The following is a 12,680-nucleotide window of genomic DNA, read 5'->3' on the forward strand; positions in this document are numbered from 1 at the left end:
TCGCTCCATGACAAAGCCCCTCCCCGCCCTCGGGCTCGTGATCGGCGTCATCGCTGCCTATGTGGGGCTCAGCGCCGCCTCCTACGCCGCGCCGCGGCTGACGATGCGCATCCAGATATACCGCAACGACTTCGGTCATTCGCTGCCGTGGCTCGCGTTGCTGATCGCGATCGCGGTCGTGCTCGGCCTGCTGATGATGGCCCCGGCGATCGGTGCGGGCGTGACCACCGGCGCCGGCTTGCTGCTGACCGTGGTCGGTCTGGCGGTCGCGCTCGTGCCGATCCAGCAGCTGTTCCACCTGATCAAGCTGTTCGAGTGGCCCGGGTCGAAGTACGGCGGCAGCTACATGCTGTTCGACGGGTCGGTCCTGCTGCTCGGCATACCGTTGCTGCTGGTGGGGATCCGGCGGTGGACACAGGAAGCCAAGCTGTTCAAGGTGTTGCAGGGGCCGCAACAGCCGCAGCAGTGGGGTGGCTACCCGGGCCAGCAGCCGCTGCCGCCACAACACCAGTACCCGCAGCAGCAGCCGCCGCAGTACCCGGGCCAGCAGCCACGTCAGTAGGCTCAGTGCGTGGACCTTGCGGAGATGCGGGAGACGTACGGCCTGGGTGAGCTGCTGGAGAGCCAGGTCGCGGCGGACCCCGTCGTACAGTTCGAGACCTGGCTGGATCAGGCGCGTCAGGCCGGTCTGGCCGAGCCGAATGCGATGGTTCTGGCCACGGCCGACGCCGACGGTCGCCCGTCCGCGCGGACCGTACTGCTGAAGCGTGTCGACGAGCGTGGCTTCGTCTTTTACACCAACCAGCAGTCCCGCAAGGCCGAGGACCTGGCCGCGAACCCGCACTGCGCCCTGGTGTTCCCGTGGCACGCCATGGAGCGCCAGATCCGTGTTGAGGGCACAGTGACCAAGCTGCCGACGGACGAAGTCGACGAGTACTTCGCGAGCCGCCCGCGCGGGTCGCAGCTCGGCGCCTGGGCGTCGCAGCAGAGCCAGCCGGTGGAATCCCGCGAAGAGCTTGACCTGCAGTACGCGTCGTACGAGCGGCAGTGGCCGGAGGGCACCGAGATCTCCACGCCCTACTTCTGGGGCGGCTACCTGGTCACCCCGGAGGCGTTCGAGTTCTGGCAGGGCCGTACCGGCCGGCTGCACGACCGGCTCGCCTACCGGCGGACCAGCTCCTCCTCCTGGGCGCTGTCCAGACTCCAGCCCTGAGGCTCCTCGCGGAACCCGTGCCGCGCCCACCACCGCGCCAGCGGCGCCGGGGCCCACCAGTTCGCGCGGCCGAGCAGCCGCATCGTCGCGGGCACCAGCAACGCCCGCACGATGGTCGCGTCCAGCGCGATCGCGATCACCAGCCCGACGCCGATCATCTTCACGAACACGATGCCCGAGGTCGAGAACGCCGCCACCACGATGATCAGCAGCAACGCCGCGCTGGTGATGATCCCGCCGGTCCGCTGCAGCCCGAGCGCGACCGCCTGGGTGTTGTCGCCGGTCCGGTCGTACTCCTCGCGGATCCGGCTGAGCAGGAACACCTCGTAGTCCATCGACAGCCCGAACAGTACGGCGAACAGCAGCACCGGGTTCGTCGCGTCCAGGAATCCGGCCGGGGTGAAGTGCAGGAACCCGGACAGATGCCCTTCCTGGAAGATCCACACCATCGCCCCGAACGCCGCGGACAACGACAGCACGTTCATCAGCAACGCCTTCGCCGGCAACACAAAGGAGCCGAAGGCAACGAACAGCAGCGCGAACGTGACCAGCACGATGAACCCGGCCATGTACGGCGCCCGCTCCTTCAGTACGTGCAGCAGATCGATGACCGCCGCCGTCTCACCGCCCACCTGCACAGCGGTACCGCCCGGCGCCGGCACTGCCCGTACCCCGCGGACGACGTCCCGCGCCGGCAACTCCTGCCCGGTGTAATGCGTATGGACGACGACCGACGCGACACCGTGCGCATACCCGCCGAGCCGCACGTCCTCCACGTCCCGGACCTGCTTCAGCTGCGCGATGTACGGCGCCAACGCCGCCGACGGATCCGCCGGGGGAGAGTCGAACCGCACCGCCGCGTAGATGTCCGACCCGCCCGCGCCTGGGAAGTCCCGTTGCAGCGTCTCGGTCACGGTCCGCGAGGTCGCGCCGGCCGGCAGCGACCGGTGGTCGACGCCGCCGAGCTGCGCGTTCAGGAACGGGATCCCCAGGACGAGCAGCACCGGGACCAGAACCACGACGTACCGGACCGGCCGCCGCATCACGCTGTGCGCGAGCCGGTACCAGGTGCCGTGTTCGGCAGCAGCCTTGCGGGGCTTGAAGATCCGCAGGTTGTTCACCCGATGACCGAGCACGCCGAGCAGTGCCGGCAGCGCGGTCAGTGCCGCGATCATCGCGATCGCGACCGCCGCGGCACCGCCGTAGGCCATCGACTTCAGGAACATCACCGGGAACAGCACCAGGCTGCTGATCGCGACGCCGACCGTGATCCCGGAGAACGCCACCGTCCGGCCCGCGGTCGCCATCGTCGCGGTCAGCGCGGTCTCGACATCGTTGCCGCGCGCAAGCTCCTCGCGGAACCGGGTGACGATGAACAACGCATAGTCGATGGCCAGCCCGAGCCCGATCATCGTGACGATGTTGATCGAGAAGATCGACACGTCGGTGACCGCGGACAGCCCGCGGAGCAGCACGAACGCGCCGAGGATCGCCAGCGCGCCGACGAACAGCGGCAGCGACGCGGCGACCAGACCACCGAAGACCACCACCAGCAGGACCAGCACGATCGGCGTCGAGATCGACTCGGCCTTCACGATGTCGTGCTCGGTCTGCGTGTTCACCTCGTCGAACACCGCGACCTCGCCGCCGACCTTCGTGTCCAGCCCCTTCGCCTGGGACCGCACCTGATCGGCGATCTTGTGGAACGTGTCGAGCCGGGTCTCCTGCGTCGCACCGGCCAGGGTGAGGACGGCGTACGTGCTGTGCCGGTCCTTCGACACGAACGCCGGCGACTTGGTGCTCCAGTACGTCGCGATGCCGGTCACGTCGGCCGACGGCAGCGCGGACAGGTGCTGCTCGACCGCCTGCCGGAACGCGGGATCGGCGACCGTCTCCGACGGGTTGCGATACAGCACGATCACGTCGGTGCCGGTCCGGCCGACGTTCTGCTCGATGGTCTTGACCGCGTTCGCGGCCTCGGTGTCCGGCGCGTCGAAGCCGCCGTTCGCCAGCGATCCGAACACGCCGGTGCCCCAGGCGAGCCCGAGCACCACGAAAACCCCGGTCAGGGCGAGCACCAGGCGGCGCCGCCGGTACGTGAAGTGGCCGAGCGTCTCGAACACGAACTCTCCCGAAGGGCGTAGATTGAGCGAAAGGCGTCGAGTGAACAGTGTTAACTGTTAACGGTGTTCACTCTAGGCGCCCGACCTGTGCCGATGTCAAGGAGTGTTTTCGCGTGGTGAGCCGGGACCGACGGCGGGCAGCGACGCTGGCGGAGATCAAGGCGGCCGCCCGCCGGCTGCTGGTGTCCGGCGGTACGGCGGCCGTCGGCCTGCGCGCGGTCGCCCGCGAACTCGGCCTCACCCCGCCCGCGCTGTACCGGTACTTCCCGAGCCACGAGGCGCTGATCTCCGCGTTGATCGCGGACCTGTATGACGAGCTCACGACGACGCTGCTCAGCCTGCAGGCGGGTGACATCGACCTGGGCAACCGGCTGTACCTGCTCGCGAACGGGCTGCGGGACTGGGCGCTCGCGCATCCGGCCGAGTTCGGGCTGGTGTTCGGTACCGCCGTACCGAATCCGGAGGACGACGAGCACGAGGTGACGCCCGGGCACCAGGCGGCGATGCGGTTCGGCGGATTGTTCAAGGAACTGGTCGCGCAGATCTGGCACCAGAAACCGTTCCCGCATCCGGCCGACGAGGAACTGGGGACCGCGCTGGTCGAACAGCTGACGGCCGAGTCGGAGCACTTCCACGGGATGCCGGCCGGCGCGATCTACCTGTCGCTGAACTACTGGACGAGGCTCTACGGGCTGATCTGCATGGAGGTCTTCGGCCAGCTCCACTGGGTGCTGCCCGACGCCGCGGCGTACTTCGAGGCCCAGCTCTACGAGATCGGCCAGGCACTCGGCCTGGACTGCCCGGAGCCAGAATAGCTGCGCCCATGAAAAGAAGAGACCCGCGGGCGCTTCCGGAGACATGACCGGGTGGCCGTGCTCAGGGTCAGGCGGACTGTCCTGACTGCCCGCGGGCCCGGTGGCTGGCGTTGAATTGGCCGACCACTTGCCCACTAACTTGTGGTTGGCGGTTAGCCCGCCGCCACCTCACGAGTCCGATAGCAATTCATGCGTTGGACCACCTCCCTTCGCGTGTACTGAGAACTTACTGCCGCCCGCTTCCCCCTTCAACCGCTTTTCGCCCAGGGATGAACCACAATGCTCCCCATGATCAGACTCGGACTGCCGGCGATCCTGCTGCTGATCGGAACCGCCTGGTGGGCATGGGCGTCGTACCGCCGGGCCGCGAACGCGGAGCAGGCGCTGGCCGAGCTGAACGCCGAACACCGGGCGCTGATGCGCGAGGTCAGGGCGCTCGAGCGGGCGGTCGCTGCCGCCGAGCAGGGTCTGCGTACGCTCAGCTCGCATCCATCGGTGCCGCGTGACGTCGCGGTCACCGCCGACCTGACCTTGGCCGACGTACGGCGCATGGTGGAACACAAGGAGACCGACGACTGATGGCAAAACTGGGGAACGCAGCCGCCGCGATCAAGCCCAAGGGCAGCTTGAAGGTGAAGGTGATCGGGGGGCTGGTGGTCGGGGTGATTGCGTTGATCATCCTGTTCAACGTCTTCAACTTCGCGAGCACCGACACGAACCGGATCGGCCTGCACTACGGCGGCGGCATCATCGAGGACAAGAAGTTCAAGTCGGTCATCCCGCCGGGTTCGACGAACAAGATGATCGGCCCGGGTGACACGCTCTACACGTACCCGATCGACCAGCGCTCGTACATCATCGGCGGTGACGGCGCGGACACGGACGCGGCCGACGAGGTCACCGTGGTCAGCAAGGACAACGTGCGGCTGGGCGTCCGGGTGCAGGTGTACTTCACGCTGAACCGCAACAAGGACGTGCTGAAGTCGTTCCACGAGCGCATCGGCCTGAAGACCCAGGCGTACGAGGAGAGCGGCTGGAACGAGATGCTGCAGAGCTACTTCCGGCCGCAGATCGACCGGGCGCTGGCCGCGGTCGCGACCGACTACGGCTGGGCCGAGCTGTACAACAACGAGAAGATGAAGTCGCAGTTCCAGACGGCGGCGGCCAAGGAGTTCACCCGGCTGCTGCCGGCCGCGGTCGGCGGCGACTACTTCTGCGGCCCGGGGTACAACGGCAGCAACGACTGCGGCGAGCTGTCGTTCACGGTGCAGAAGCCGATGCCGCTGGACAAGGGCATCATCGACGGGCTCGAGGCGAAGCAGCGCGCCGAGCTGGCGAAGGCGACCCAGGAGCAGAAGAACCAGCAGGTCCAGGTCGAGCTGCAGTCGGTCCAGCAGCAGGTCAAGCTGCTCGGCGCGAACGGCTACCTGCTGAAGTCCGCGATCGAGTCGGGCAAGATCCAGTTCATGGTCATCCCGCAGAACGGCAACGTCAGCATCCCGGTGCCGACCACCACACAGCAGCCGACCACCCAACCCACGCAACCGGCACGATAGTTCCGTGACCGCGCTGCCGTCCCACCTCGAGCTCGTGCAGGGCGTCGTCGTGCCCAAGCCGGTCGGCGCGCACCCGGTGCTCGACTTCGTCAACACCCGGTCCGAGTGGACCACCCGTGGCCCCGCCCGGACCGAGTGGCTGACGTCGTACGACGCCTTCCTGACCTGGTGCTCGTACGTCGGTCTCGAGGTCGACGGGGACGGAGAGTTGGCGCCGGTGCTCGACTTCCGATCCGACCTGTACGACGTGCTCACCGGACAGGCGACCGATCACACCTTCGCCTCGGCGGCTCGGCTGATCGAAAAGGCGACCGCGCGGAAGCTGGTACAGACAGCGGACGGCCCCGCCTGGGAGCTACCGGAGGACCCGCTGTACGCCGTGGCCGTGCAAGCAGGCGAGCTCCTCACCGGCCGGTCGCTGGAGCACGTCCGGATCTGCCCGTCCTGCGGGTGGCTGTTCCTCGATCCGCGCGGGCGTCGCCGCTGGTGCTCGATGGCGACCTGCGGCAACCGCGCCAAGGTCCGCGCGCACGCCGCCCGGACGCGCTAGTTGAACGCCGCCGGGTCGACCGTGATCCAGGTGTGCTTGGCGCGCGCGAGCACCCGACCGTCGGCGTCGTACAGCGTGCTGGCGGTGAACGTCTTGCGGCCGTCCTCGCCGAGGTAGCGGCCGAGCGCGACGCATTCCTCGCCGACCTGCGGGCGGGCGTCGATGCAGGCCGTCAGCTGGCCGAGGACGGACGGGCGTCCTTCGAGGTCGATCGTCCAGCCGCCCGGGCAGTCCAGCGCCGCCCACAGGAACACCTCGTCGACGAGCCCGTCGGTCCCGAGGTCGGCCGACGGCCGCCACGTGCACGCCGTACGGCCGCTGCCGATCGGTCCGGGCTTGAGCCGCAGGCCGTGCTCGTTCGCGGGTCCGCAGACGAAGCAGGTCGGGAACGGATGGTCCTGCAGCCCGCGGTACGACGCCTCGGCCGCGCGTGCTTCCTCCGGCGCGACCGCGTCGATCGTGGCGTCCGTCAGGAACTCGCTGCCGACCGGCGACGCCTCGGCGACCAGTGCGTCGCCGTCGGTCAGCCGTCCCTCGGACAGCTCGAGGTCGGTCTCCAACGGCGGCGGCATCCGCAGTGTCACCTTGGGCACCTGCGGCCCATCGAGCTGTGCCGCGGTCCCGACCAGGCCGGCGACGTACCCGCCGTTCCCCGATCGCTCCGGCCCCTGGAACCGCCGCTCGACCCGCACCAAAGTCATGGCGCACGACCCTAACCCACTCACAGATTCCACCCGCGTGGGCACGGGCTGTGGTGGAGGTGTGAATGCGGTGGGTGATGGGAAGGAAAGGGGTTCGGGAAATCTGAGGATTTCTCGGGACAACTGAGCTGAGCCCTCCAGTTCAAACGACCGTTTGAACTATGCTGACTGCAGGCTACTGCGCGTGAGCAGGTGGGGTGCCTGCGCGGGCGGTGGCCGGGGGGAAGGAGAACTCTGTGGAAACACCGGTCGAAACGACCAGGGAAAGGCTGCTCAACGTCGCCGAGCAGCGGTTCGGCGAAGGGGGCTACGAGGGGACGTCGCTGCGCGCTATCACGGTGGCGGCGGCCGCGAACATCGCGGCGGTGAACTACCACTTCGGGTCCAAGGAGGCACTGCTGCGCGCGGCCGTGGCCCGGGCGATGACACCGGTCAACGCCGAACGGCGCCGCCGGCTGGACCAGTTGGAGACGGACGGCGAGCCGACGCCCGAGCAACTCATCCGGGCCTTCGTGGAACCAGGGCTGGAGCTGGTCCTGCGCCGGGGCGAGCGCGGCGCGGTGGTCGCCCGGTTCATCGGGCGGATCGCGTTCGACCCGAGCCGGCGGATCCGAGAGCTGTACGCCGCCGAGTCGGACCCGGTCGAGAGCCGGTACCTGGCCGCGCTGCAACGGGCGCTCCCGCAGGCGGCGCCGGACGCGGTCGCCTTCGGGTACCTGAACATGCAGGGCCTGCTCGCCCTGCACCAGTCCCAGGCGCTGTCCCCGCCCCCGGACGCCGGGACCGAGAGCAACCTCGCCGAGAGACTGGTGACGTTCCTGGTGGCCGCGTTCCACCACGGCCTCGGCGGCTAGCAAGTGGTCCTGGGCAGTTTGTCCATGATTTGCTCATGGATGTTCGATTCGGGGGATAACGCTGCATAATGGCGCTCTGTGGACCCCTGTGAAGTCGTGGTTGCCGTCGACCTCGGTGGAACCCGGATGAAGTGCGGCCTGGTCGCCGCCGACGGTGCGGTGCTGCACCGCGAGACCAGGCCGACGCCCCGGGCCGATGCCCGCGACGGCGGTCGCGCCGTGCTCGACGCACTGCTGGAGACCGTCGTCGAGCTCGGCCAGAAGGCGACCGCCGAGGGGCACCGGGTGCGCGCGATCGGTGTCGTCGTCCCGGGTGTGATCGACGCCGAGCACGGCACCGTCGGCGCCGAGAACCTGGAGTGGGTCGGTACGCCGGTCCTCGCCTCGCTGCAGGAGGCCGTGGCGGCGGACGTACCGATCGTGCTGGCCCACGACGTCCGGGCCGGCGGGTACGCCGAGTTCCGCCAGGGCGCTCTCGCCGGGACCACGAACTCGATGTTCCTCCCGCTCGGGACCGGGATCGCGGCCGCGATGATCGTCGACGGCCGGCTGGTCAGCGGCGACGGGTACGCCGGTGAGCTCGGCCACTCGAAGTTCATCCACGGCGACGCCGCCGAGCTCTGCGCCTGCGGCCAGTACGGCTGCCTGGAGACGGTCGCGTCCGCGGCGGCCCTGGCCCGGCGGTACGCCGCCCGTACCGGACGGACCGTGGACGGCGCCCGCGAGGTGATGGAGCTGCTGGCTGCCGGTGACCCGGACGCGGCCCAGGTCTGGCAGGACGCACTGACCGCGCTGGTCGACGCTTTGGTCCTCTACACGACACTGGTCGCACCGACCCGGATCGCCATCGGCGGCGGTCTGATCGGTGCCGGTGAAACGCTGCTGCGGCCGTTGCGCGAAGGTGTGCACGCACGGCTCACGTTCCAGCGCGAGCCGGAGATCGTGGCGGCAGTGCTCGGCGAGGAGGCCGGCATGCTCGGCGCCGCGCAGATGGCCTGGGACCGCGCGCACGAGGAGGCAGCAGCATGACGACGTACCGGGTGGGCCGGGTGGTGACGCCGGACGACGTTCTGGAGAACGCCTGGATCCAGGTGGACGGCGAGGACATCCGCTCGTTCGGCCGCCGGTCCGAGGGGATGCCGGCCGACGGCAAGCGGCCCGAGGACCTCGGCGACGTGACGGTCGTCCCGGGCTTCGTGGACATCCACACGCACGGCGGCGGCGGGTCGACGTACTCGACGACCGATCCGGAGGAGGCGCGCAAGGTCGCGGCCTTCCACGCCGGGCACGGTACGACGACCACGATGGCGAGCCTGGTGACCGGGCCGCTCGACGAGCTGGTCGCGCAGACCGCCTGCCTCGCGGAGCTGATCGAGGACGGCGTGATCGCCGGCGTGCACCTCGAAGGTCCGTTCCTGTCGGAGGCGCGCTGCGGTGCGCACGAGCCGTCACTGCTGCGGCCGCCGCTCAAGGACGACGTCGCGAAGGTGCTCAGCGACGCGGTCAAGATGGTGACGATCGCGCCGGAGCTGGAGAACGGGCTGGACGCGATCCGCCAGGTCGTCGACGCCGGCGCGGTCGCCGCGCTCGGGCACACGGACGCGACGTACGAGCAGATGGTCGCCGGCGCGGACGCCGGCGCGACGGTGGCGACGCACCTGTTCAACGGGATGCGGCCGTTCCACCACCGCGACCCAGGGCCGGTCGGCGCCGCGCTGAACGACGAGCGGCTGCTGCTCGAGGTGATCAACGACGGCATGCACCTGGACCCGCAGGTCGTCCGGGTCGCGCTCGCGGCCGCCGGGGTGAACCGGATCGCGCTGATCACCGACGCCATGGTCGCCACCGGAATGCCGAACGGGCGGTACCTGCTCGGCAGCCTCGAAGTCGACGTCAAGGACGGCCTCGCGACGCTCGCGCACGGCAGCCACTCGATCGCCGGCTCCACGCTGACCATGGACGTCGCGTTCCGGAACGCGGTGACCTCCGGCGTCTCGCTGGTCGACGCGTCGCGGATGGCGTCGACCACCCCGGCGCAGACCTTCGGCTGGTACGACGTCGGCTCGATCGAGACCGGGAAGCGGGCGGACCTGGTGCTGCTCGACCCCGAGTACGCCGTCCAGAAGGTGATGCGGGCGGGTTCGTGGCTGGACTGATCGGAACCGTCACGCTGAACCTCGCGCTGGACATGACGTACGAGGTCGACGAGCTGCGCGTCGGCGGCAGCCACCGGGTGGACCGGATCAGGCGGCGCGCGGGCGGCAAGGGCGTGAACGTCGCCCGGGTCGCCGCGACGCTCGGGCACCAGGCGCTGGTGCTGGGCTTCGTCGGCGGCGTCACCGGCGAGCTGGTCGCGGAGGAGCTGTTCGACGCGGGGCTGACCGCGCTGCTCACCCCGATCGCCGGCGAGACCCGCCGTACCGTTGCCGTCGTCAACGATGTCGACGGGGACGCGACGATCTTCAACGAGGCCGGGCCGCAGGTGACGGCCGACGAGTGGCGGGCGTTCGGGGACCGGATGCCGTGGGGGCGGCTCGGGGTGCTGGCGTGTTCGGGGAGTCTGCCGCCGGGGATCCCGGCCGACGCCTACGCGGAGCTCGCGGTCCGGGCGCGGCATCACGACGTACTGTCGGTGATCGATGCCGGTGGGGATGCGTTGAAGGCTGCCGCGAGTGCGGGTGCCGTCGTGCGGGCGAATGCGTCCGAGCTGCGTGCCGCTGTGGGGGACGTCGAGGTCGAGGAGGGTGCGTCGGAGCTGGTCGCGCTCGGTGCCTCGGCCGCGGTGATCACCGACGGTCCGCGCGGGATGGTTGCTGCCAGCAAGAACGGCGTCAGGCGGGCGTTGCCGGTCGAGACGGTGCGCGGAAACCCTACCGGTGCAGGGGATGCGTGTACCGCGGTCGTCGCGGCTGCCGTTGCGGAAGCGCCGGAGCCGGACTGGTCCGTCGTACTCAAGTCTGCTGTTGCCGCGTCCGCCGCCGCGGTGCTGACGCCTGTTGCCGGAGACATCGATCTGGCTGCCTATCGGCGTTGGCAGCCCCAGGTCATCGTTGATTAAGGAGTTCTCATGCCGTTGGTTTCCGGTGCCGAGGTTGTGTTGGGTGCGGCTAAGGCCGGTCGGGGCGTTGGTGCGTTCAACGTGATCCAGTTGGAGCACGCGACCGCGCTGATCGCGGGCGCCGAGCAGGCCGGTGCTCCGGTGATCCTGCAGATCAGTGAGAACGCGGTGAAGTACCACGGCGCGCTCAAGCCGATCGGTGTCGCCACGCTGGCGGCCGCGGCGGCGGCTTCGGTGCCGGTCGTCGTGCACCTCGACCACGCGATGGACCGCGACCTGGTGACCGAGGCGGTGACCCTCGGATTCACGTCGGTGATGTACGACGGCTCGAAGCTCGAGTACGCCGACAACGTCGCCGCGACGACCGAGGTGACGGCGTACTGCCACGAGCACGGCGTGTTCGTCGAGGCCGAGATCGGCGAGGTCGGCGGCAAGGACGGCGTCCACGCCCCCGGCGCCCGGACCCGCCCCGACGAGGCCCTCGCCTTCGCCGAGGCCACCGGCGTCGACGCCCTCGCGGTAGCGGTCGGCTCCTCGCACGCGATGACCGAACGCACGGCGACGCTCGACTTCGATCTCATCACCCAGCTGAAGGACGCCGTCCCGGTCCCGCTGGTGCTGCACGGCTCGTCCGGCGTGGCCGATGCCGATCTGACCCGGGCGGTCGACGCCGGCATGACCAAGGTCAACATCGCGACGCACCTCAACAACGTCTTCACCGGCGTCGTCCGCGAGGTCCTGGCGGACAACCCGAAGCTGGTCGACACCCGGAAGTACCTCGGCCCGGCCCGTGACGCGGTCGCCGCCGAGGTCGCCCGGTTGCTCGGCGTACTGAAGGCCGTCTAAAGGGTCGCCGCGCCGCGGATCCAGTGCGCGCGGAGGTCGTCGCGGGCGCGCTGGACCTCGGCGCGATCGCTCGGGTCGGGGACCTCGAAGTCGTCGATCAGCCGGGTCAGCGCGAGTTCGAGTGCCGCGACCAGTGCGTCCTCCTCGGACAGGTCGGACTCGGCCACCCCGCGCAGCCCGGCGGCGAGCGCGGTCAGTCCGGTGCGCTCCTGCGCGGTGAACTGGATCCGGAACTCGGCCCGCTCCTTGCCGGCACCACCTCGGCCGTCCACGCCGTACCTCCTCGGTCTTGGTACAGTCATGGTGCAATGCAACGACCGTGTTGCACAAGGGCAAGGGGTCGCGGGTGGACGAGACGCTGCGTACGGCGACCATCGACGTACTGCGGGAGCACGGCTGGAACGGCGTGACGCTCGAGCGGGTCGCGGAGAAGGCCGGCCGCTCCCGGGTCACGCTGTGGCGCCAGGGACTGACCGTCGAGGCGCTGCTGGACTCACTGCTGACCGCCCTGGCCGACGACTACCGGGACACGATGTGGCCGGTGCTGGCCGGCTCGGGCACCGGGCGGGAAGGGCTGATCCGGACGCTCGAGGCGCTGTTCGACGTGATCGACCGGCATCTGCCGTTGATGCTGTCGTCGGACCTGGTCTTCCACCAGGAGCAGGCGCGGAACGGGCCGGTGTCGTTCCTCGACCCCTTCGAGCGGTTCCTGCGCGAGGGTGAGGCGGACGGGACGCTGCATCCGCACGGGCGGGCGAGCGACGTCGCCGAGGTGCTGATGGTGTCGGCGGCATTCACCTACGTCCACATGCGCGGGCGGCACCACTGGTCGCGGTCCCGCGCCCGGCGGCTCACCCTCGACCTGGTGCTCCGCGGCGTCCTCGAGGCCTGAAACATGCCTGTTGCAATTCTTGCAACAGGCATGTTTCATTGAAGACATCATCACCGTCTTGCGCTGGAGATC

At 69.6% G+C, this 12,680-nt stretch carries 15 protein-coding genes; 12 read left to right on the plus strand and 3 right to left on the minus strand.

Going from position 1 to position 12,680, the window contains the following annotated elements:
• The first annotated feature begins 7 nt into the window (after positions 1-7).
• A complete protein-coding gene (locus ACXJJ3_RS29225) occupies positions 8-562 on the plus strand; it encodes a hypothetical protein (protein ID WP_458165050.1) in 555 nt (184 codons plus the stop codon).
• Positions 563-571: 9 nt separating this feature from the next.
• Complete coding sequence (gene pdxH, locus ACXJJ3_RS29230; RefSeq protein ID WP_458165051.1) at positions 572-1,213, plus strand: pyridoxamine 5'-phosphate oxidase; 642 nt, start codon at positions 572-574, stop codon at positions 1,211-1,213.
• Here pdxH and ACXJJ3_RS29235 read toward each other — a convergent pair.
• Positions 1,162-3,336, minus strand: a complete 2,175-nt coding sequence (locus tag ACXJJ3_RS29235; RefSeq protein ID WP_458165052.1) for an MMPL family transporter — start codon at positions 3,334-3,336, stop codon at positions 1,162-1,164. The two genes, pdxH and ACXJJ3_RS29235, sit on opposite strands and share 52 nt — an antisense overlap.
• A 113-nt stretch (positions 3,337-3,449) precedes the next feature.
• Between ACXJJ3_RS29235 and ACXJJ3_RS29240 the strand changes: the two genes are divergently transcribed.
• From ACXJJ3_RS29240 to ACXJJ3_RS29255, 4 genes are all read left to right on the plus strand, one after another.
• Positions 3,450-4,151, plus strand: a complete 702-nt coding sequence (locus tag ACXJJ3_RS29240; RefSeq protein WP_458165053.1) for a TetR/AcrR family transcriptional regulator — start codon at positions 3,450-3,452, stop codon at positions 4,149-4,151.
• A 288-nt stretch (positions 4,152-4,439) separates the two neighbouring features.
• Positions 4,440-4,730 carry a hypothetical protein gene (locus ACXJJ3_RS29245; RefSeq protein ID WP_458165054.1) on the plus strand — a complete coding sequence of 97 codons (291 nt, stop codon included), beginning with the start codon at positions 4,440-4,442 and terminating at the stop codon, positions 4,728-4,730.
• Entirely contained in the window at positions 4,730-5,707 is a 978-nt protein-coding gene (locus ACXJJ3_RS29250; protein WP_458165055.1) for an SPFH domain-containing protein, read from the plus strand. The genes ACXJJ3_RS29245 and ACXJJ3_RS29250 overlap by 1 nt, the downstream gene beginning before the upstream one ends.
• 4 nt (positions 5,708-5,711) lie before the next feature.
• Entirely contained in the window at positions 5,712-6,257 is a 546-nt protein-coding gene (locus ACXJJ3_RS29255) for a CGNR zinc finger domain-containing protein (protein WP_458165056.1), read from the plus strand.
• Here ACXJJ3_RS29255 and ACXJJ3_RS29260 read toward each other — a convergent pair.
• Positions 6,254-6,958 (minus strand): hypothetical protein, encoded by a 705-nt coding sequence (locus ACXJJ3_RS29260; RefSeq protein WP_458165057.1) that lies wholly within the window; start codon positions 6,956-6,958, stop codon positions 6,254-6,256. The two genes, ACXJJ3_RS29255 and ACXJJ3_RS29260, sit on opposite strands and share 4 nt — an antisense overlap.
• Before the next feature lie 236 nt (positions 6,959-7,194).
• On the opposite strand from ACXJJ3_RS29260, the gene ACXJJ3_RS29265 reads away from it, so the two are divergent.
• From ACXJJ3_RS29265 to ACXJJ3_RS29285, 5 genes are all read left to right on the plus strand, one after another.
• Complete coding sequence (locus ACXJJ3_RS29265) at positions 7,195-7,812, plus strand: TetR/AcrR family transcriptional regulator (RefSeq protein ID WP_458165058.1); 618 nt, start codon at positions 7,195-7,197, stop codon at positions 7,810-7,812.
• Positions 7,813-7,890: 78 nt separating this feature from the next.
• Positions 7,891-8,841, plus strand: a complete 951-nt coding sequence (locus tag ACXJJ3_RS29270; RefSeq protein WP_458165059.1) for an ROK family protein — start codon at positions 7,891-7,893, stop codon at positions 8,839-8,841.
• Positions 8,838-9,968 (plus strand): N-acetylglucosamine-6-phosphate deacetylase, encoded by a 1,131-nt coding sequence (gene nagA, locus ACXJJ3_RS29275; RefSeq protein WP_458165060.1) that lies wholly within the window; start codon positions 8,838-8,840, stop codon positions 9,966-9,968. The genes ACXJJ3_RS29270 and nagA overlap by 4 nt, the downstream gene beginning before the upstream one ends.
• A complete protein-coding gene (locus ACXJJ3_RS29280; RefSeq protein WP_458165061.1) occupies positions 9,956-10,870 on the plus strand; it encodes a 1-phosphofructokinase family hexose kinase in 915 nt (304 codons plus the stop codon). Before nagA ends, ACXJJ3_RS29280 begins: the two co-directional genes overlap by 13 nt.
• A gap of 9 nt (positions 10,871-10,879) precedes the next feature.
• Positions 10,880-11,716, plus strand: a complete 837-nt coding sequence (locus ACXJJ3_RS29285) for a class II fructose-bisphosphate aldolase (protein ID WP_458165062.1) — start codon at positions 10,880-10,882, stop codon at positions 11,714-11,716.
• Here the strand turns inward: ACXJJ3_RS29285 and ACXJJ3_RS29290 are convergent.
• Positions 11,713-11,988, minus strand: coding sequence for a hypothetical protein (locus ACXJJ3_RS29290; RefSeq protein WP_458165063.1), 276 nt, complete (start codon positions 11,986-11,988; stop codon positions 11,713-11,715). The genes ACXJJ3_RS29285 and ACXJJ3_RS29290 overlap by 4 nt on opposite strands.
• Before the next feature lie 74 nt (positions 11,989-12,062).
• Between ACXJJ3_RS29290 and ACXJJ3_RS29295 the strand changes: the two genes are divergently transcribed.
• A complete protein-coding gene (locus ACXJJ3_RS29295) occupies positions 12,063-12,608 on the plus strand; it encodes a TetR/AcrR family transcriptional regulator (protein WP_458165064.1) in 546 nt (181 codons plus the stop codon).
• Positions 12,609-12,680: the final 72 nt, after the last annotated feature.

It is taken from the genome of Kribbella sp. WER1, from assembly GCF_054189145.1.